The 19,210-nt window shown below is 58.9% G+C and carries 17 protein-coding genes and 1 riboswitch; of the genes, 4 read left to right on the plus strand and 13 right to left on the minus strand.

Features of this window, described 5'->3' with window-relative positions:
- Window positions 1-78 precede the first annotated feature (78 nt).
- Window positions 79-1,335 carry an ATP-grasp domain-containing protein gene (locus tag DW037_RS06645; RefSeq protein WP_118373033.1) on the minus strand — a complete coding sequence of 419 codons (1,257 nt, stop codon included), beginning with the start codon at window positions 1,333-1,335 and terminating at the stop codon, window positions 79-81.
- Between the two features lie 393 nt (window positions 1,336-1,728).
- Between DW037_RS06645 and DW037_RS06650 the strand changes: the two genes are divergently transcribed.
- On the plus strand, window positions 1,729-2,862 hold the full coding sequence (locus tag DW037_RS06650; RefSeq protein ID WP_118373034.1) for a glucosaminidase domain-containing protein: 1,134 nt from the start codon (window positions 1,729-1,731) through the stop codon (window positions 2,860-2,862).
- Window positions 2,863-2,899: 37 nt separating this feature from the next.
- Here DW037_RS06650 and DW037_RS06655 read toward each other — a convergent pair whose 3' ends face one another.
- The 7 genes from DW037_RS06655 to DW037_RS06685 form a co-directional block, all read right to left on the minus strand.
- On the minus strand, window positions 2,900-4,279 hold the full coding sequence (locus tag DW037_RS06655) for a protein kinase (RefSeq protein ID WP_158571955.1): 1,380 nt from the start codon (window positions 4,277-4,279) through the stop codon (window positions 2,900-2,902).
- Between the two features lie 98 nt (window positions 4,280-4,377).
- The gene (locus DW037_RS06660; protein ID WP_117757340.1) at window positions 4,378-4,800 is read right to left on the minus strand and encodes an XRE family transcriptional regulator; all 423 of its coding nucleotides are present in this window, start codon (window positions 4,798-4,800) and stop codon (window positions 4,378-4,380) included.
- 32 nt (window positions 4,801-4,832) lie between these two features.
- Complete coding sequence (locus DW037_RS06665) at window positions 4,833-5,276, minus strand: FxLYD domain-containing protein (RefSeq protein ID WP_117757341.1); 444 nt, start codon at window positions 5,274-5,276, stop codon at window positions 4,833-4,835.
- 163 nt (window positions 5,277-5,439) lie between these two features.
- Window positions 5,440-5,709, minus strand: coding sequence for a hypothetical protein (locus tag DW037_RS06670; protein WP_117735768.1), 270 nt, complete (start codon window positions 5,707-5,709; stop codon window positions 5,440-5,442).
- Window positions 5,710-5,792: 83 nt separating this feature from the next.
- Complete coding sequence (locus DW037_RS06675) at window positions 5,793-6,134, minus strand: HigA family addiction module antitoxin (protein ID WP_117635414.1); 342 nt, start codon at window positions 6,132-6,134, stop codon at window positions 5,793-5,795.
- The gene (locus DW037_RS06680) at window positions 6,106-6,387 is read right to left on the minus strand and encodes a type II toxin-antitoxin system RelE/ParE family toxin (protein ID WP_117635415.1); all 282 of its coding nucleotides are present in this window, start codon (window positions 6,385-6,387) and stop codon (window positions 6,106-6,108) included. Before DW037_RS06680 ends, DW037_RS06675 begins: the two co-directional genes overlap by 29 nt.
- A gap of 102 nt (window positions 6,388-6,489) precedes the next feature.
- Window positions 6,490-7,677: an N-acetyldiaminopimelate deacetylase gene (locus DW037_RS06685; RefSeq protein WP_118373036.1), complete on the minus strand. Its 1,188-nt coding sequence runs from the start codon at window positions 7,675-7,677 to the stop codon at window positions 6,490-6,492.
- Between the two features lie 145 nt (window positions 7,678-7,822).
- Window positions 7,823-7,991, plus strand: a riboswitch (Lysine riboswitch).
- Window positions 7,992-8,056: 65 nt separating this feature from the next.
- Here DW037_RS06685 and dapA point away from each other — a divergent pair.
- From dapA to dapD, 3 genes are read left to right on the plus strand one after another with little or no spacing between them, the layout of a single operon-like run.
- Entirely contained in the window at window positions 8,057-10,366 is a 2,310-nt protein-coding gene (dapA, locus tag DW037_RS10785; RefSeq protein ID WP_118373037.1) for a 4-hydroxy-tetrahydrodipicolinate synthase, read from the plus strand.
- Window positions 10,359-11,099: a 4-hydroxy-tetrahydrodipicolinate reductase gene (dapB, locus tag DW037_RS06695; protein WP_199578344.1), complete on the plus strand. Its 741-nt coding sequence runs from the start codon at window positions 10,359-10,361 to the stop codon at window positions 11,097-11,099. The genes dapA and dapB overlap by 8 nt, the downstream gene beginning before the upstream one ends.
- A gap of 39 nt (window positions 11,100-11,138) precedes the next feature.
- The gene (gene dapD, locus DW037_RS06700; protein ID WP_118373038.1) at window positions 11,139-11,858 is read left to right on the plus strand and encodes a 2,3,4,5-tetrahydropyridine-2,6-dicarboxylate N-acetyltransferase; all 720 of its coding nucleotides are present in this window, start codon (window positions 11,139-11,141) and stop codon (window positions 11,856-11,858) included.
- Between the two features lie 78 nt (window positions 11,859-11,936).
- Here dapD and DW037_RS06705 read toward each other — a convergent pair whose 3' ends face one another.
- The 5 genes from DW037_RS06705 to DW037_RS06725 form a co-directional block, all read right to left on the minus strand.
- Window positions 11,937-12,941, minus strand: coding sequence for a nucleoid-associated protein (locus DW037_RS06705; protein WP_022094136.1), 1,005 nt, complete (start codon window positions 12,939-12,941; stop codon window positions 11,937-11,939).
- A 111-nt stretch (window positions 12,942-13,052) separates the two neighbouring features.
- A complete protein-coding gene (locus DW037_RS06710; RefSeq protein WP_117640358.1) occupies window positions 13,053-14,213 on the minus strand; it encodes an Mbeg1-like protein in 1,161 nt (386 codons plus the stop codon).
- Between the two features lie 114 nt (window positions 14,214-14,327).
- Window positions 14,328-15,278, minus strand: a complete 951-nt coding sequence (locus DW037_RS06715) for an L-lactate dehydrogenase (RefSeq protein WP_006234343.1) — start codon at window positions 15,276-15,278, stop codon at window positions 14,328-14,330.
- Window positions 15,279-15,479: 201 nt separating this feature from the next.
- Window positions 15,480-16,643, minus strand: a complete 1,164-nt coding sequence (locus tag DW037_RS06720) for a pyridoxal phosphate-dependent aminotransferase (protein WP_118373039.1) — start codon at window positions 16,641-16,643, stop codon at window positions 15,480-15,482.
- Window positions 16,644-16,760: 117 nt separating this feature from the next.
- Complete coding sequence (locus tag DW037_RS06725) at window positions 16,761-18,761, minus strand: NAD(+) synthase (protein ID WP_118373040.1); 2,001 nt, start codon at window positions 18,759-18,761, stop codon at window positions 16,761-16,763.
- Window positions 18,762-19,210 lie beyond the last annotated feature (449 nt).

Here is a 19,210-nt window from a genome sequence, read left to right on the forward strand (position 1 = left end):
CTCCTTGGTGACGCCCACGCAATTGCGCGCTTCATACCCGCGCCCGCCCGATATATACCGGACGGGCGCTACGCTCGTCTACTTGTAATACGTCTTGAACAGCTTATAGTGACGCAGTTTGGTGTGCCACATGCGCAACCAGCGGTTAAAGACAAAGTCTCCCTTCATAAACGAGGGATCGGCGCCCTTGCCCTCCTTGGCAAGACGATGCACCTTCGCGCGCAGCTCGGGAGCCTTGACGTACTTGTCGACGACGCCCATGGGGACGACCATCCACAGCGCCTCGTCCTGCGCCGTCACAAACTCCGGTTCAAACGGGCGATTGGACACATACTCGTCCACAACATACTTGGCAACGTTAAAGCCACTGTTGGTGACGTAGTAGTTGCTGCGACCTTGGCGCGTGTTGAAATCGAAGAACTTAAACGAGCCGTCGCGCTCGTCGTACTTAACGTCAAAGTTGGAATAGCCCACAAAGTGAAGGTCCTCGAGCAACTTGCGCACGCCGCCCATGAGTTCATCATTGGGCTCGGTGATGATGCAGGCGTGATTACCGACGCCATGGGGCTGATGCTCCTCGAGCAGCACGTGACCCAGGCACATCATACGCACCTTGCCGTTACGGTCGGAATAACTGGTGAGCACGCGCATGTACTCGTCGTTGCCGGGCACGCGATCCTGCAAGATCAGGTCGTCGGTGTAGCCGCTGGCATACGAGTCGCGAATGACCTGTTCCAGCTCGGCACGGTCGGCAATCTCATAGGCCTTTTTCTGGCCCTCGAACTCGTGCTGCCACCACATGATGCCGTCAGAAGGCTTCAGAATCATCGGGTAGGGAAAATCGATCTGGTCGAGCACTTCGGCAGGTGCCTCGCCTTTGGCGTTCAGCATCGCCATGGTGAAGGTAAAGGTATGTGGATAGGGCACGCCATGCTTCTCGCACAGCTCGTAGAAGATCTCCTTCTTCTGGCACTGCTCAAGCATGCTATAGGGAGCGTAAGGCGCGACGATGTTATCCGCCAACTCATGGGCATCCTTGGCCTGAGCCACGAGGGCAACATAGTTATCGCCACAGCCCACAAGGACAATCGTCTTATCGGCATGCGCTTGGGCAATGCCGTTGACGGTCCTGAGCATCACGGGCATGGTATCGATATCCACGTTGGGCGTGTAGTCGATAATCTGGCTGCGGTACGCGGGACCCGTCTGGTACTTGCCAAAGACCAGGCTCTTGACCTGGTACTCCTCGTAGAAGGCGCGCGCCACCGAATAGGCGTTGATGTCGCCTCCGAGCAGCACGGGAATGAACTCGCGCTCTGTAAACTGCAATGCCATGGAAACTTCCTATCATGAACTGCCCACACAACGGGCGGTCTTTGCGCAACTGATTTATTCTAGCGTGCCAAACCGCCGGCGCCCAAAGCTCCACCGTATCTATGGCAATCAGCGCAATTATCCAGCATGAAATCCGCCCTCGCCGTGATGGGACCCTGTAGTTGCAAAACCCCACATGAGGCGACTTTTGATAAACAAAAACCCTCTCGACAGGGTTCCGTAACGTTAAAGTTGAACTCTATGGTTTCTCAACAATTCATCATAACTGCAGGTCAAAGCCAAAGTCTCAAGTTCAACTTGACCCTTTGGAACCTTTAAGGTTCAAGTTGAGGTCGAAAGCAGTAGTAGAATACCGTTCGAACCATAACCTACGATTGATTGCAGAGGGACTGGATGCAGCATTCGAATCATCGCACCGCAGCGCTCATCGCGTCGAAGCCGGCTCGTATCATCACGAGCGCCGCGCTCGCCGTTGCGCTGACGGCCACACCGATGCTCTCCCCCGTTGCGGCGTGTGCCGCCTCGCAGGCAACGCAGGACCAGCTTTCCGCAGCCCAGCAGAAGATCGAAGCCGCCACGAGCGCCTACAACGACGCCCGCACCAAACTCGATGACCTGCAAAAGCAGATTGACTCCAATGAGGCGAGCATCGAGGAAATCGAGGCTAAGCTTCCCGAGCAGCAGGCCAAGGCAAGCTCTGCCATGCGCGATCTGTACAAGTATCAGAAGGGCACCAATCCCATCGTGAGCTTCCTGGTCAACGCGCAGAGCCTGGGTGAGTTCATCACGACCTGCAAATACACCAACCAGATCACGAGCTCGAGCGTCGACGAGATCGAAGAGCTCAATAACATGCAAACCGAACTCGAGCAGAACAAGGCCGAGCTCCAGCAGGCCAAGTCTCAGCTTGAGGCGGAGCAGAAAAACGCCGAGGATGCGCTGGCGCAGGCCCAGCAGCTCCGCAGCGAGGCACAGGCAAAAGCCGAGCAGGAAAATGCCGCCGAGCTTGCCAAGCTTGAGGCCGATAAGGCCGCTGCCGCCGAGAAGCTCTCGGGCGAGGGCGTAAGCGGCAGCAATTCCAGCAGCCAGGCCACCAACACCAACACCACCATCGGCACCACGGTGAACAACGCCAATACCGGTAGCTCCGATTACGATTCGTTCATTAATGAGTGGACGGGCCGCATCGACAATTATCTCGCCGGCTCCCCCATGGCAGGCCAGGGCTACAACTTTGCCGTCGCCGCTTGGAATACCGGTGTCGACCCCCGTTGGTCCCCCGCCATCGCCTGCATCGAGAGCACCAAGGGCGCTTATTGCGCCAATTCTTACAACGCCTGGGGCTGGAGTGCACGTGGCGGCGGTTGGCGCAGCTTTGGCAGCTGGAGCGAGGGCATCTCCGCTCACGTTGCCTATCTGGGCGCCAACTACGGCTCCACCCTTACCCCGGCAGCGGCCAAAAAGTACTGCCCGCCCACGTGGCAGGACTGGTACAACAAAGTCGCCGCTCAGATGAACCGCATCTAAGTGCAACTGCAAAGGGCCCCAATGGGGCCCTTTTCTTTTAGGTAGCGGAGGTATCGACGACGCCGGTCGCATTGGCAACCGCGACTATGACGATCATGCATAGGAGCAGCACACCCAATGCCTTGAGCCAGAGTTTCGCGAGCTTCTTGCCGCGATAGCTGTCGAGCAGTGCGAATCGCCGACGAAGACGGCGCTTATCGAGCAGCGCAAAATGCATAAGCACCATAAGGCCATCGACAAAGAAAAAATACTCGATTATGAGAAGCCACGTCGGGTAGCTTTGGTTTGCTCCCGTGGGGTGAAAGACGGCAAAGTGACTTCCGGCAAAGAACACAAGCAGTGAGAAGCAGACGAGCGTATTCCAAATACGCCCCAGAGACTCCGGAACGCGAGAGAGCAGACCGCATGCAACAGAGGCGGCAGGCCTAGGAAGCCCTGCGGGGTTCTGGAGCCCTTGGGGCGTCAACACCGTCTCCGAGGCCGGAGTACGGACAAGCACAGGCGCAGGAGGCCGCACGGGGCGACTTAGATCGTATGCCGCGCGCGTCGCCCGTCCCAACGCTTCCGCGCTCGCAAAACGCTTGGCCGGGTCGAGCGCCATCGACATGCAGACGGCATCGGCAAGTGGAGTGGGAATGCCGCGCGCCTCGCATTGCTCGCGCATGTCGAGCCCTGGTTTAGGGTCGACTCCCGTCAAGCAGAAGAACAACAGGGCGCCAAGTGCGTAGACGTCGCTTCGCACGCTCGTCTGCCCAAACCCATACTGCTCGGGCGGCGCATAGGGCCGTGTCCCAAACTTGACGGTATCGGCATCGGCGCCATCGCGCCATACGCGCGCGATCCCCAAGTCGATAATCACCAGCGATGAAAACGTCAGGCCGTCATCAGGCGTATAGTTGGCACCTGTCACGATGATATTCGACGGCTTGAGGTCGCGATGGATCACCGGCGCCGACGTTTCCCCCGCCATTGCAAAACCGGCATGGAGCTCGCCCACGGCGTCGCATAGGGCAGGATACAATTCACGCGCATAATCGGGGGTGGCTCCCAGACGGTACACCAGCGCCCCGAGCGTCTCCCCTTCGATGTATTCCATAACCACGTTGAGCTCGTCGCCCACACGACGACAATCGACGATTCTGGGCAGGTGCTCAAAACGCCTGCCTGCCCGCTGAGCGGCAAACAGACACTCGTATGCCCCGCCGATTTGAGCCGAAGCATCGATGCGCTTACGGACAAAGGGGCCGAGCGAACCACCGCCGGTTCCTTCAAAGTACACAAGCTCGGTTGTTTCAACGGACGAGCGCTTAAGTACACGCTCCACGCGATAGCTGTCGTCACGATCGAGCGACGCCAGGTGCTCGGCAAGCGCTGCGGTCAGCTCATCATCGTAATATGTTGGGGTCTGATTATCCATAGCCTCCATCATAGCGCAGGGCGCAGACACCCCATGGCATCCGCGCCCCGTTCGTTTGCATCGTTGTTCGGCAGCTCCGCCGGCTCAGATATCAGCCGCTAACTCACCGTCTCCTCGCCAAAGCGATACAGCTCCTCGTTGACCTTTTGGAGGCTGCACCCGCGATCGATACAGAAGATGATGATCGCATCGCGACGATCCTTGCAGTTAAGGACGCTTACCCCGGCAGCCGTCAGCGCACGGTTAGTCTCTTTGAGCGTCAGCGCCATCGCAAAGGCAATCTGCAGCACCTTATTGCGGCTCGGATGACGCGCACCGGTAAAGATCTGATAGCCAAAGGTCTCATTGAGATCGGCCATACGAACCACGCGCGAGCGCTCCAAGCCCTTTTCCTGCAGCAGTTGCTTCAGGTAGTCCGAAAGCGACGGGGTGGCAAAGTCGTGCTCCTTGATATAGCCATCGATGTTTGGCGCGTCGAGAAGCTCATTGAGTAACTCGTCAGTCAGCTTTTTATCGGGCATACGACCTCACCTCCCCCAGTGCATGCAACATGCTAGAAACCGCTTACGTCCGAACGCTCCCAGCTAGCAACCTGGTCGGGAGACACCGTACCCAGCGCCTCGAACTTCCAGGAGCCGCCCGCCTTCAGATGATTGGTGTTTGCAAGAGCCGTTCCAACCTGGTTGCCATCGGCATCATACAGAACATATTCAATCTGAATGTAGCTCTTTTCCTTGTCCGTGTTATTGGTCAGCGTGCCTGTGATCTTATAGGTAAACTGATTGGAAGTGTCTTCAGCCTCGTCAGCAATGGTATACGGTTCTTGCGGTTCTTTTTGCTCCTCAGCCTGCTGTGCCGTCTCGGCAGGTTTTGCCGAATCGCTCGCAGACGAATCGGTTGAGTTGCCGCCCATAGAGCCCACGGCACCGACAATAACCAGCACCACGATGATGCCTAGGACAATCTTGCCGATCGGCTTCTTTCCCTCTTTTGCCATTATTCATCCTTCCTACGATCCGGCTACCGTGCCGGCACACAGCACATCGTAGGAAGGATTGAACTTGAATTCATTAGCTGAGAGCTAAGGTTGCGGTAAACGGCCAATGCAGTTATCCAAACGCCGAGCAAACGCACTTTGCGCGACCGTCTGCCAGCAGTGATCAACCCACCGTGACGGATTCCCCGGTAAAAGCACTGATCATCAACAGGACAAAGAAAACAAGGTAGCTGACACTCAGCAGGTACGCAATGATCAGAAAGACGACCCAGCCGACATTGGTTTTACCGTCGGCACGGCGTTGCCCGCGATTGCGGCAGAGCCAAATCGTCACGCCGATGGCAGTGATAAACAGCACGAGCGCCGCCGCGGCAAGCCCAGCAAGCGCAAACATCACGCCAATGCTCACAGCGATGACCGGAAGCAGCAGCAAACCGCACCCGCATCCACCCGGACTATATACGGCAGACTGTCGGCGTCGCTTCATCGCCGCGCCACCCCCATCATCTCTGAGCACTACAGTGCGATGGCCTGCTGAACAGGAACGATCTTATCGAGTTCCGGTTCGATCCGCCTTTTCTCGGCCTCAAGGTCAAACGCCATCTGAGCGCGCAGCCAATAACCATCCGTCAGGCCAAAATAACGGCAAAGACGGAGATCGGTGTCGGCCGTCACGCGACGTTTTCCCAAGACAATCTGCCCGATACGCTGAGCCGGAATCCCGGTCTCTTTCGCAAGGCGATATTGAGAAATGCCCATGGGAACAAGAAACTCCTCTTTGAGAAGCTCACCAGGAGTCACTGGCGACAGCAAATCGGCCGAGGTCTCATCACTTGTGATAATCGACGATTTCGACATTCCAAGCCATCTCCTGTCTCCACTCAAAACAGACCCGATAGCGCTCGTTAACACGGATGCTATATTGCCCGGCACGATCGCCCTTCAAAGCTTCCAGGCGGTTGCCCGGTGGAACGCGAAGATCATCAAGCGAAGCACAAACCTGCAGTTGGCGAATCTTCCTCAACGCAACACGCTCAAAGGGCACGAACTTCCTGACCCGCACACCCATGGCAAAGCGTTCGGTATCCTCATCTTTATACGATGCAATCATAGTATCGCCTTACGTTAGTAACGTCAAACGTTTCTATAGACTTACATCTCTATTATATCGTACGTTTGTTCGTATTTTCTAGAACAAATAGTCCTTCACGCCTTAGTCAAGCAAAAGCAATCGTTTGTAGACATCGAGGCCTTTGAGTAGGATTTCCTCGTCGAAGAGCATACTATCGGTATGCAGAGCGCTTGTGGCATAGGCGGGGCAGCCATCCGAATCACTCGGGTTGTCTTGGTCCTCTAGCATACCCGTGCCCAGCAGGAAAAATACGCCCGGCAGATGGCGTTGATAGAACGCGAAATCCTCGGCAATCAGCAGCGGCTCGTCCACGAGCTGTAACTCGGGCAGAGCAGGCGCGATTCGATCAAACAACTCGGGATCGTTGTCGACCGGCGGATAGCCCTCGGCAAAGTCGAGATCGTACGTGCAGCCCGTTGCAGTGCATGCCTCATCAAGCACGCGGCGCACACCCTCGCGTGCACGGTCGAACATGCCGTCCGTAAACACACGCAAGCTGCCGGCCACATGGGCCTCCCCCGCCACCGCGTTGCAGACGGTACCGGCCTGCAGCAGGCCAAACTTGCCGATACAGGGCTCGTCGGTGCCCAGTTCGTCCATCAGCTCGCGCTCGGTAACCAAAAACTTCGCTGCCGCCAACGCGGCATCGTGTGACTCCTCAACCGGCACACCATAAGTCTTAGCAATATGGATACTCGTACCGTGAATATGGATATGCGTCTCGCTCGAACGCGCCAGCAGCGGACCAGAACAACTCGCCAGCGTGCCGGCAGACAGATCGGGCCACACATGGAAGCCAAAAATGCGGTCGGCCCCATAGCGCTCGAACACACCACTCTCGCATACCGTCTTGGCACCACCGGTCGTTTCCTCGGCCGGCTGGAACACAAAAAGCACGTTGCGTTTAAGTGAACCCGGCTGCTCGCGAATCGTGCGGTCGACATACGTCGCGGCGGCGAGCGCCATGGCCATGTGTCCGTCGTGCCCGCAAGCGTGCATCTTGCCGGGATGAGACGAGGCGAAGGCCGCACCCGTCGCCTCGGCAATGGGCAGCGCATCCATATCCGCACGAATCGCCGTGGCATGCGTGGCACCAACGCCAGCGTCAAAGAAAGCGCAGACGCAGCTGGGGCACGGATGGGTCACCTCGCAGGCAAGCGACGCCAACACGCCCTCGATATAGGCAATAGTCTGCGGAAGATCGAAGTCGAGCTCCGGGATCCTGTGCAAGTCGCGCCGATAGCGACGGAGTTCTTGGAGCTCGGTCATAGAGGTTCCTTTCATTGGTGTGCGCCGGTTGCTATCTATTGTGCCGCAAGATTGCCATACCCTTATTTCCAGCATATCCCTGCATTTTTTAAACGTTATATACGAATGCTCTTGTTTGGTAAAGTGCAACGTGGTAGGGTCGTTACCACTTGATAGAGGCGCGGGCACGAAGAACCGCGGGCGAGCCGGCAGGCTTTGACCCCGTGGGGAGGCGAAACCCGCCGAACTGGGTTTTTCGGGCACGAACAACCTGGTGGGCCTGTGGGAAACACCCACAGGACTGTCTGCAGCAATGCGGGAGCGCTATCCGGACATTGGGTCCACGCTATGCGGATTCGATGCGCAGATGGCGCCGTCTGGATAGCGAGGTTTACGGGACATGGCATTGACCCCCAACGAGGCATATGCGGCCAAGCAGCCGTTTGTGGACAAGGAGACGCTCGAGCATATCGTCGAGCAGTTCCCCACGCCATTTCATCTATACGACGAGGCGGGCATCCGCCGCAACATGCAAGAAGTGCGCGACGCCTTTGCATGGAACCCGGGCTTTAAGGAATACTTTGCCGTCAAGGCCAACCCCAACCCGGCGCTCATCTCCATTCTCAACGAACACGGTTGCGGATGCGATTGCTCGAGCTATACCGAGCTCATGATCGCCCGCTCGCTGGGCATCACCGGACACGACATCATGTTCTCGTCCAACGACACACCGGCGGCGGACTTTGAGCTCGCCGACAAGCTGGGTGCCATCGTCAACTTTGACGACATCAGCCACATCGAGTTCTTTGAGCGCGTTGCGGGACCCATCCCCAAGACGGTCAGCTGCCGCTTTAATCCGGGCGGCCTATTCCAGCTCTCCAACGGCATCATGGATAACCCCGGCGACTCCAAATACGGCATGACCACCGAGCAGCTCTTCGAGGCCTTCCGCATGCTCAAGGCCAAGGGCGCCGAGGACTTTGGCATCCACGCATTCCTTGCCAGCAACACCGTCACCAACGACTACTACCCCAAGCTTGCGCGCATCCTCTTTGAGCTTGCCGTGCGCCTGGAGCGTGAAACGGGCGCACATGTCGCCTTTATCAATCTGTCCGGCGGTGTGGGTATCCCCTACCTGCCCGAGCAGCAGGCTAACGACATCCGTGCCATCGGCGAGGGCGTACACGCGGCCTACGACGAGATCTTGGTTCCCGCCGGCATGGGCGATGTGGCGATTTGCACCGAGATGGGTCGCTTTATGATGGGCCCCTACGGCTGCCTGGTGACCAAGGCCATCCACGAAAAGCAGATCTACAAGGACTATATCGGCGTGGACGCAAGCGCCGTCGATCTGATCCGTCCTGCCATGTATGGCGCTTACCACCACATTACGGTGATGGGACAGCCGGGTGGCGCCGACAAGACCGCAGCACCCGTTACGGACACCTACGACATCACGGGCAATCTGTGTGAGAACAATGACAAGTTCGCCATTGATCGCGAGTTGCCGCATATCGACATGGGCGACCTGCTCGTGATCCACGATACCGGCGCGCATGGCTACTCCATGGGCTACAACTACAACGGCCGTCTGCGCTCCGCCGAGGTGCTGCTGCGCCCCGATGGCTCGGCCGACCTCATCCGCCGTGCTGAGCGCCCGGGCGATTACTTTGCCACGCTCGACGTGCTGCCTAGCGGCCGAGAGCTGCTGGCCAAGTCGCGCGCCGAAAGTGCCCGCCGTCGCGCCCAGGACGAGCGTCTGGCCGTCGCCGCTCAGTGGAACAAACGCATCCAGATCGCGGAAGCGAAGGAGAAGAACATGGATATCCGCAACCTCGAGGGTTCGATCGTCGCCCTCGTCACGCCGTTTAAAAAGGACGGAAGCGTCGACTTTGACGCGCTCGAGCGCCTTATCGATTTCCACCTGCAAAACGGTACCGACGCCATCCTCACCCTGGGCACCACCGGCGAGAGCGCCACGATGACTGACGATGAGGACAACTCCGTTGTCGCCGCGGTGGTCAAGCAGGTTGCAGGCCGTGTCCCCGTCATCGCCGGCTCGGGCTCCAACTCCACGCAGACCATGCTCACCAAGTCGCTCACCTATCAGGGCCTGGGCGCCGACGGCCTGCTGCTCATTACCCCCTACTACAACAAGTCCAACGAGGAGGGCATCTACCAGCACTTTAAGACCGTTGCCGATGCCGTAGATATCCCCTGCATCCTGTACAACATCCCCGGCCGCTGCGGCTGCGGCATCAGCGAGCGCAACGTAGAGCGCTTGGCCGCGCACCCCAACATCATGGGTATTAAAGAAGCCTCGGGCAACGTCGCCTACGCGGCCAAGATCGCCCACCTGCTGTCCGATGACTTCCGCATGTACTCGGGCGAGGACGCCCTCACCGTGCCGCTCATGAGCCTGGGCGCCTCGGGCACCATCAGTGTGTGGGCCGATGTTCAGCCGCAGCTCGTGCACGACATGTGCCGCGCCTATCTGGACGGCGACGTAGCGCGCGCCCGCGATATCCAGATTGCCGGCCAGCCGCTCATCAATGCCCTCTTTAGCGAGGTCAACCCCATCCCAGTTAAGGAAGCGCTCGCCCAGATGGGTATGATCGAGGCAAACTACCGCATGCCGCTGTGCCCCATGGCCAACGACACGCGAGCCGCACTTACCGATGCTCTGAAGGGAGCTGGTCTGCTTGATTAAGACCGTCATTATGGGAACGGGCCGCATGGGCTCGCTCATCCGCACTACCGCCGAAGGCATTGTCGACGCCGCCGGGCAGCCCGTTTTTGATATCGTGGCCCACATCGGCTTCGACTTGTCCGAGCTCGAGAGCGCCCCGGCAGCCGACGTCATCATCGACTTCTCGAACGTCGTGACCTTCGATGCCGTCGTCGCCTATGTCGAGTGCACGGGCGCGGCGTTGGTCTCGGGCACTACAGGCTACACACCCGAGCAGATGGATCGCCTGCGCGAGCTGGGTCAGAACGCCCGCGTCATGCACTCCGGCAATTACTCCATCGGTATCGCAGCCCTGCGTCATCTGGTAGCACAGGCCACACGCGAGCTGCCCGGCTTTGACTGCGAAATCGTCGAGACGCACCATAACCAAAAGGTCGATGCCCCCAGCGGCACTGCAAAGCTGCTGCTCGACGCCGTAGTCGAGGCCGAGCCCGAGGCAGGCTACCACCCCGTCTATGGCCGCGAGGGCATGTGCGGAGCGCGCGACCCCAAGGAGATCGGCATGCACTCGCTGCGCGGTGGCACTGTCGCCGGCGTGCACGAAGTGAGTTTCTTTGGCCAGGACGAAGAAGTCACGCTCACGCATCGCGCCACAAGCCGTCAGATCTTCGTCAACGGCGCCCTGGCAGCCGCGCAGAAGCTCGTCACCCGCGAGCACGGCTTCTATACGTTCGACCAGGTCATGTTTGCCTAACCAGGTATCAACCGGATCCACCCAAAGGAGAGACAGCAAATGAGCAATGCAGCCGAGATGGATGCCCAGGAGATTATCAACTACATCGCCACAGCGCCCAAAAAGACGCCCGTCAAACTGTACGTGCGCGAGAAGCCCGGCATGAAGGTCCAGTGGGGCAATGCGCACGTCTACGGCGGTCGTCGTGGCAAGACCGTCTTTGGTGACTGGGATGAGCTCAAAGCCATCCTTGATGCCAATGCCGATTCCATCGATTACTACGATGTGGAGAACGATTGCCGCAACTCCGCCGTGCCCATGCTCGACCTTAAGGGCATCAACGCCCGCATCGAGCCGGGCGCGATCATCCGTGACCGCGTCGAGATTGGCGATCGCGCCGTCATCATGATGGGTGCCATCATCAATATCGGCTCCGTCATCGGTGAGGGCTCCATGATCGACATGGGCGCCGTGCTGGGCGGCCGCGCCACCGTGGGCAAGAACTGCCACATCGGCGCTGGAACCGTGCTGGCAGGCGTCGTTGAACCCGCAAGCGCCACGCCCGTCATCATCGAGGACGATGTCATGATCGGCGCCAACGCCGTGGTCCTGGAAGGCGTGCACGTAGGCAAGGGCGCTGTCGTTGCCGCCGGCGCCGTGTGCGTCGAGGACGTCCCCACTGGTGCCGTCGTGGCCGGTGTCCCCGCCCGCGTCATCAAGATGCGCGACGAGAAGACCGACAGCAAGACCGGCCTCGAGGAAGGACTACGTCAACTTTAATAGTTACGCGGTTATGACGAAAAGGCCGAAGTCCCAAAGGGCTTCGGCCTTTTCGTTACGGTCAATCCGCTCGATCCCTTATCGATTCTCAATTGACCCGATATTCTTGAGCTCGATGGAGATGAGGCCGTTGGGTTCGTTGACGAACTCGATGTACTCGGAGTTCGAGCCCATCTCGGCCGGAAAACTGATCTCGATGCCCGTGTCGGTACGAATCTTGTGGTTGCGCACGGCCGCACGCTCGACCTGCTTGCGCTCCACGGGCACACGCTCGGGCACCTTCTCTTCGGTCAGCGCCGCACGTACGCTCTCCTTGATGACCGGTTCGTCCTCAAAGACCTCATCGACGATATCCCAAGGCGGAAGCTCCTCGTCATCCTCGACCTTCTCGGCAACGGCAGCCTTAACCTTAGCGAGCGCTACGGCCGTATTGGCACCGTGCTCCTCGGCGACTTCCTCGACCACACGCGTCACGGTGTCGATGACCTCCTTGCCCGATACGCCCGTGTCGCACTGCAGCAGGCCATCGGGGATAAGCATACGGTCCTCGCCGGCAATCTTGCGCTTCTTGTCCACGTAGCCGATCTCCATGGTACTCGCGCGCACGATGGCATAGCTCGGCACCTTTTGCGAGGGGTTCGGCAGAATGGCGTAGTGGCGCGCGATGTCGTTGCGCACCTCTCCCTCCTCGCGGCCCACTTCGTGCATAAAAGCCTGCTTGGAGCCCAGCAGCATCACGGCAAACCAGCGGGCATCCTCATCGTCGTCAAAATCAGCCACGAGCACGTCGGTGGACTCGGCTTTCTCGGCTTTGGTGAGCTCGGAGGAGATAAACTCTGCAATCTGCTGCGACAGGTCCACGAACTCGCGCTCGCCAAAGAAATAGCCCTTGAGCTCGCCGCCAAACGCAGAGTTCTCGGCAAACGTGGCGCGTTTATTGTCGGCCGAGGTACGTGCGCGGCGCAGATGCGTGGTCACGAAGTTGCGCACGGTACGACTCTCGATATCGAGCTCGCGCTGGCTCATGACGTTGACGGCAGAGTCAAAGTCCAGGATATGCAGAATCGCATGATTGATTTTCATATACGGCATTCCGTTCTAGATCGATTTCGGCACGAACCAGTATAGCGGTCGAGCCCTCCCCGAGCGCATCGAAGATTGGTGCATCTGGGACAGGTTGCTTTGCACCAATGGCTAGCGCAGGAGCTCGGACTGCCAAGCCTCGAGCTGTTCTGCCAGACTCTTACCGGCAGCGGACATGTCGATCTGGGGTCGTTTGGGCAGCAGTGCGCACTTAAGGATTGCCACGATGGTCTGCGAGACAAAGCGTCGTGTATCCTTGTCGAAACCTTGCGCAGTCTGGAGCATCACGGGCAGGCTCTCGCGCAGATTCCCAGCGATATCCGCAAACCGCTCAGCACCCGTAGCCTCAAACACGGAGAACAATGCATCTACAAAACGCTCGCGCTCGGCAGGCCCCACTGCAAGCAGCATCTCGCGAATGGAGCCATCAACGTATCGAGCACCGGCGGACAGGCGCTCACAGTACACGAAGTCACGACCATCAACCACCCAGCTAAAGGGATTGTGCTGCAGCAGGCTGAACTCGGTGCTCTCAACGATGGCATAGTCCTCCTGCGTCTCAAACATCATGCCAAAGATCGACGACCGAGGTAGCGTCTTGTCGATTCGACCGGAAAGATCGGCAAAGGCGTTGCCGTTCAGAAACTCCTCGACGAAGCCCGGACCATCATGGGAATACACCCGTTCGATTCGCTCACGGGCAACATCGGAGCACATCGTCGCACCGTACACCGCAAGGTTTCCACCCTTGGAATGACCTCCGCACAAAAGCGGCCCGTCAATCGCATCCGCCGCCTCGTCCACATAACGCGCCGCGGATTCCTGGGCCGGCACAGGACACCGGAATGCCATGTTAAAGTCCTCTTTCCAGCCCACAATCGTGCTGTCGGTCCCCCGGAAGGAAAGATAACTAAACCCCGCCGGAAACCGGAACGCCATGGCTGCAAACTGCTCTGTCGCCACCACATCGCTCACGGCACGATAGCCGCAAACGTGCACGCCACGGTAGCGAGGGCTTGCTGCCACGGCCTCCAACAAGGCCCTGCTCCCCTCTGGGTCCCACAGGTCGCCAATCATGTCCCAGTAGCACTCGGCACGCAGCAGCTCGCGTACGTCTAGGCCCTGCCAGTTCGTCAGCTCCGCCATATCACCCGGCAAACGCAAATAGGACAACCACGCAAAGACCAGGCTATCCACCGCGCAGAACGGCCGTTCCTCAAACGGGTCAAACGCCGTCTGGGCATAGGTCAAAAAATTAGGCGAATCCGACATGGCCCTCCCGTCAACTATGGTGCATTGGGGTCAGGTTACTTTGCACCAAAAAGGCGCCCGGGCCGTGTGGGCTCGGACGCCTTCATTGTAGCTTTTCGCTTTAGCGAGCTTGATTTAGCAGGAGAAGTCGACGCTGTCGATGATGTCCTTGAGGGCCTTGGCGGAGGCGGTGAGCTCATGCTGCTCGTCATCGTTCAGCGGCACGGGGACGCGACAGACGACGCCGTCGCGGCCAACGACCGTCGGCATGGAGATGGCAAGATCGGACAGGCCATACTCGCCCACCATGAGCGAGGAGACGGGCAGAACGGTCTGCTCATCGCGCATGACGGCGGTGCAGATGCGCTTGACGGCCATGGCGACGCCATAGTAGGTGGCGTGCTTCTTCTCGATGATGGTGTAGGCGGAGTTCTTGACGTCCTCGGCGATGCGCTTCTCGGCAGCCTCATGCTCCAGATGACCGTGAAGCTCGCAGAAAGTGTTCAGCGGCACGCCGGCAACCTGGGCGCTGGACCAAGCGACAAACTCAGAGTCGCCGTGCTCACCCATGACATAGGCCTGGACATCGCGCGGGTCAACCTCAACGTGGGCACCAAGCATCTGCTGCAGACGGCCAGTGTCGAGCACGGTGCCGGAGCCGATGACATGGCCCTCGGGCAGGCCGGACATCTTGATGGCGGCATAGGTCAGAACATCGACCGGGTTGGAGACAATGAGCAGAATGCCGTCGAAGCCAGACTTCTTAATTTCGGGAATGATGGACTTGAAGATGTTGACGTTCTTGTTGACCAGGTCCAGACGGGTCTCACCGGGCTTCTGGGCAGCGCCAGCGGTGACGACGATCATGGCGGCGTCGGCGACATCGGAATAATCGCCGGCGTAGATCTTCATCGGCTCGGCAAACGTCATGCCGTGCGCGATATCCAGGGCCTCACCCTCGGCGCGGTTCTTGTCCACGTCGATGAGGACCATCTCGGAGAACAGACCGCTCTGCATCAGCGCGAACGCCGAAGACGAACCGACGAAACCGCAGCCGACAATAGCGACCTTCTTCTCGTTAACCATTAGAAACTCCCATCTCTCTCCACAAACAAGCCACCCGGGAACGACCCGAGCGGCTTGTCGTAATCCCAATACATCCAATCGGGACTTTGATTATGCTCCTATTCGCAGCCAAAAATCGACCGTTTACCGAAATTGTTTGCAGGATTCGTAAAATAACTGCACGAAATCGGTTTCGAGCTATTGACGAGTCGAAACAGGTTTCTAATACAGACCCGCCTCGCGGATGGCCTCGACAGCCAAAGCAATCTGGTCGGGCGGCAAGACCAGCGCCATGCGCACGTGCCCCTCGCCCGAAGGACCAAAGCTCGCGCCCGGCGTCACCACAACGCCGGCCTTCTCCATGAGCTCCTCGCAAAACGCCATGGAATCGGTGCGACCACCGGGAAGCTTGGCCCACACAAACATAGAGCCATGCGCGTTGGGACGCTCCCAGCCCAGGCCCTCAAGACCGTCGCACAGGGCATCGCGGCGCTCCTGGTACTTCAGACGCTGCGCCTCGACCTCATCGCGCGGACCGTTCAGGCAGGCGATAGCAGCCTTCTGGATCGGGAAGAACATACCGAAGTCGATCTGGCCGCGCAGCTTGGCAAAGGCCGAGACCACATCCTCGCGACCGACCAAAAAGCCGATACGCGCACCGGTGACGTTAAACGACTTGGAGAGCGAGAAGAACTCAACGCCCACCTCGAGCGCGCCGGGATACTGCAAGAAGCTGCCGCCCGGCTCGCCGTCGAACACGATGTCGGAGTATGCGTTGTCGTGAACGATGAGCAGGTCGTGCTCGCGGGCGAAAGCGATGATCTCCTCGTAGACCTCGGGCGTGCCCACCGAGCCCACCGGGTTGGCGGGCAGCGACACAATCATGTACTTGGCACGATCGGCCACCTCGGGATCGATACCCGCCACATAGGGCAGGTAATTGTGCTCCGCCACCAGCGGATAGTACTCGAGCTTGGCATCGGCGATCTTGGCACCTGCCTCAAAGACCGGGTAGCACGGATCGGGAACCAGGATGGTGTCACCCGGATCGAGCAGGGCCAGGCCCAAATGGCCCACGCCCTCCTGCGTGCCGTTGCACGACTGCACCATGGACGGTGTAATGCCCGAAACGCCAAAGCGACGCTCATAGTAATCGCATACGGCCTGCTTGAGTTCGGGCAGGTCGCGCAAGGCGTACTTCCACATCTCGGGATCCTGGGCTGCTTGTGTGAGCGCCTCGACCACGTGGCCGTACGGCTTAAAGTCGGGCGTGCCCACGCTCATGTTGTAAATGGTCTTGCCCTGAGCCTTCAGCGCGAGCAGCTTGTTGTTGAGCGAGGCGAAGACCTCCGCGCCAAAGCGGTCGAGACGCTGCGATACCTGCATGGTGCCACCTTCCGATATAAAAAAGCGGCGCTCCGACAAGAGCGCCGCGCGATACGGGCCATCAGATTGCAAAAGTGTAACGCTTGCAACCCCCGTATTGGTTCAATTTAGCCAACCTTAGTCAACTGGATTGAGCGCGTCGATCTGCGCAAGCCACAGACGCGAGCTAGCGTCACTCGGCATACGCCAATCGCCGCGCGGGCTGAGCGTCACCGAACCAACCTTGGGGCCATCGGGCAGGCAGCTGCGCTTAAACTGCTGGGCAAAGAAGCGACGATAGAACGTACGCAGCCACGTGTGGACGGTCTTGGCGTCGTAGACACCCTCGAAACTCTTGAGCGCCATGCGGTAGATCTTGCCCGGCTCAAAGCCAAAACGCAGCAAGTAGTAGAGGAAGTAGTCGTGCAACTCGTACGGGCCCACCAAATCCTCAGTCTTCTGCGCAATCTCGCCGTCGCCCGTGGGCGGCAGAAGCTCGGGGGACACCGGCGTGTCGAGGATATCGAGCAAAACCTCGGCAATACGCCCGCCAAAGACATCAGCCGCATAACGCACCAAGTGACGCACGAGTGTCTTGGGCACGCTCGCGTTGACGGCGTACATGCTCATGTGGTCGCCGTTATAGGTAGCCCAGCCGAGTGCCAACTCCGACAGGTCACCCGTGCCGATGACAAAACCGCCAGCCTGGTTGGCCAGATCCATCAGAATCTGCGTACGCTCGCGGGCCTGGCTGTTCTCGTAGGTCACGTCCTGCACGGTCGAATCGTGCTCAATGTCCTTGAAGTGCTGCTCCACAGCCGCGTGGATCGAAACCTCGCGGAAGCTCACGCCCAGGTCGCGCGCGAGCGACTCGGCGTTGGACTTAGTGCGATGCGTCGTGCCAAAGCCGGGCATGGACACGGCAGTGATGCCCGTGCGCGGCAGCCCCAGCGCATCGAAGGCACGCACCGTCACGAGCAGTGCCAGTGTAGAATCAAGGCCGCCCGAAAGACCGATGACTGCAGCCTTGGTGCCCGTATGGGCCAGGCGGGTCTTGAGGCCGGCGGTCTGCAGGTCGAGGATGGTCTCGCAGCGCTCGGCCAGGTCACCATGGTCGGCCGGTACAAAGGGCGCGCGCGGGAAAACGCGGTCGATATCGCAGGCATCGCGCAGGACAGGCTCTTCGGCCAACACGCCCTCAAACGAAAACTCAACGGCCGTGGCCTCCGGCGCATCGTCCGCGCGCGTCCACGTCGTCGAACGACGGCGCTCGGCAACCAGGCGGTCAAGGTCAACGTCGGCGATGGCCATATCGCAAGTAAGCAGTTTGGTCGCGGCGAGCTTGGAGCCGTTTTCGTAGACGAGGTTCTCGCCCGCAAAGACCATATCGGTCGTGGACTCGCCCTCGCTCGCGTCTGCATACGCATAGGCACAGTACAGGCGCGCGCTCTGATTGGAGATGAGGCTGCGGCGATAGTCTGCCTTACCGATAATCTCGTCCGAAGCCGACGGGTTGAGAATCACCGTCGCACCGGCAAGCGCCATCTCGGTCGAAGGAGGCGCCGGCACCCACAGGTCCTCGCAGACCTCAACGCCCAGCACCAGGTCCTCGGCGCCCTCATCACAGCAACGGTAGACAAGCCCCGAGCCCAACGGGACCGGACCCTGACCGGCAAATTCAAGCCAAACGGGATCGGTAGGTGCCGGAGCAAACCAACGGCGCTCATAGAACTCGCCATAGTTGGGCAAATACTTCTTGGCCGTGAGGCCCAAAAGCTCGCCCGCGCAGCACACAGCGGCGCAGTTGTAGATATTCTCGGCAACCGCAACGGGAAGACCAATGGTAAAGACAATCGGCAGCTCACGAGTCTCGTCGAGGATATGCACCAGAGCAGCCTCGCAGGCATGCAGCAGTGTGCGGTTATGGAACAGATCGGCCGCGGTATAGCCGGTCAGGTTAAGCTCGGGCAGCGCCAGCGCGCGAACGCCGCGCTCGGTAGCCTCGCGAACAGCCGCCAGCGCAACCTCGGCATTGCCCTCGACATCGGCCACGCGAATCCACGGCGACGCCGCCGCCACACGCAAAAAGCCATCGTTCTTATTAGCCGAAACGCAGCATTGCCTTGTTGATCTGGACACTGGAGGCCCCTTCTACCCTGAGATTCAGTCTAACGGACGTTCACATATCTCTAACTAGCCAAAGCAACCTCTCAGTTTACTGAGACGCCAACCTGTGCTAAGAGCATGTATTCCAAAAATATCTTTAATTAAAAAAGGAGAAATCGATAATCGACTTCTCCTTTAAGCGAGGCAAGTTAATTCCGAAACTAATGGCAGAATTTATCCATGTAGTCCTCAAAGTCGAACACTTCTACCACGACGCCCTCTTCCTGAGACTCTTTCAGTTGCTCCAAGAGATCTTTGTTAATAACGTCCATGCAGAAACCTCCTCTATCTAATCAATTGTAGTATATCTGCTTTCATGCAATTATCAACCAACTTGTTTAATTGCTCCTCGTTTGTCGATAGTCCCTCTTTTTTCCTTGATTCTCATCTTCATTGCAACAGCCTCAGGACTCAGCGCAACG

Origin of the sequence: Collinsella sp. AF39-11AT (assembly GCF_003474585.1) — a bacterium.
GTDB lineage: Bacteria > Actinomycetota > Coriobacteriia > Coriobacteriales > Coriobacteriaceae > Collinsella.

What these genes read in the sequence shown, in the direction of transcription:
- DW037_RS06645 (WP_118373033.1), bottom strand. Translation starts at nt 1,335, where the DNA reads ATGGCATTGCAGTTTACAGAGCGCGAGTTCATTCCCGTGCTGCTCGGA.
- DW037_RS06650 (WP_118373034.1), top strand. Translation starts at nt 1,729, where the DNA reads ATGCAGCATTCGAATCATCGCACCGCAGCGCTCATCGCGTCGAAGCCG.
- DW037_RS06655 (WP_158571955.1), bottom strand. Translation starts at nt 4,279, where the DNA reads ATGGATAATCAGACCCCAACATATTACGATGATGAGCTGACCGCAGCG.
- DW037_RS06660 (WP_117757340.1), bottom strand. Translation starts at nt 4,800, where the DNA reads ATGCCCGATAAAAAGCTGACTGACGAGTTACTCAATGAGCTTCTCGAC.
- DW037_RS06665 (WP_117757341.1), bottom strand. Translation starts at nt 5,276, where the DNA reads ATGGCAAAAGAGGGAAAGAAGCCGATCGGCAAGATTGTCCTAGGCATC.
- DW037_RS06675 (WP_117635414.1), bottom strand. Translation starts at nt 6,134, where the DNA reads ATGTCGAAATCGTCGATTATCACAAGTGATGAGACCTCGGCCGATTTG.
- DW037_RS06680 (WP_117635415.1), bottom strand. Translation starts at nt 6,387, where the DNA reads ATGATTGCATCGTATAAAGATGAGGATACCGAACGCTTTGCCATGGGT.
- DW037_RS06685 (WP_118373036.1), bottom strand. Translation starts at nt 7,677, where the DNA reads ATGACCGAGCTCCAAGAACTCCGTCGCTATCGGCGCGACTTGCACAGG.
- dapA (WP_118373037.1), top strand. Translation starts at nt 8,057, where the DNA reads ATGGCATTGACCCCCAACGAGGCATATGCGGCCAAGCAGCCGTTTGTG.
- dapD (WP_118373038.1), top strand. Translation starts at nt 11,139, where the DNA reads ATGAGCAATGCAGCCGAGATGGATGCCCAGGAGATTATCAACTACATC.
- DW037_RS06705 (WP_022094136.1), bottom strand. Translation starts at nt 12,941, where the DNA reads ATGAAAATCAATCATGCGATTCTGCATATCCTGGACTTTGACTCTGCC.
- DW037_RS06710 (WP_117640358.1), bottom strand. Translation starts at nt 14,213, where the DNA reads ATGTCGGATTCGCCTAATTTTTTGACCTATGCCCAGACGGCGTTTGAC.
- DW037_RS06715 (WP_006234343.1), bottom strand. Translation starts at nt 15,278, where the DNA reads ATGGTTAACGAGAAGAAGGTCGCTATTGTCGGCTGCGGTTTCGTCGGT.
- DW037_RS06720 (WP_118373039.1), bottom strand. Translation starts at nt 16,643, where the DNA reads ATGCAGGTATCGCAGCGTCTCGACCGCTTTGGCGCGGAGGTCTTCGCC.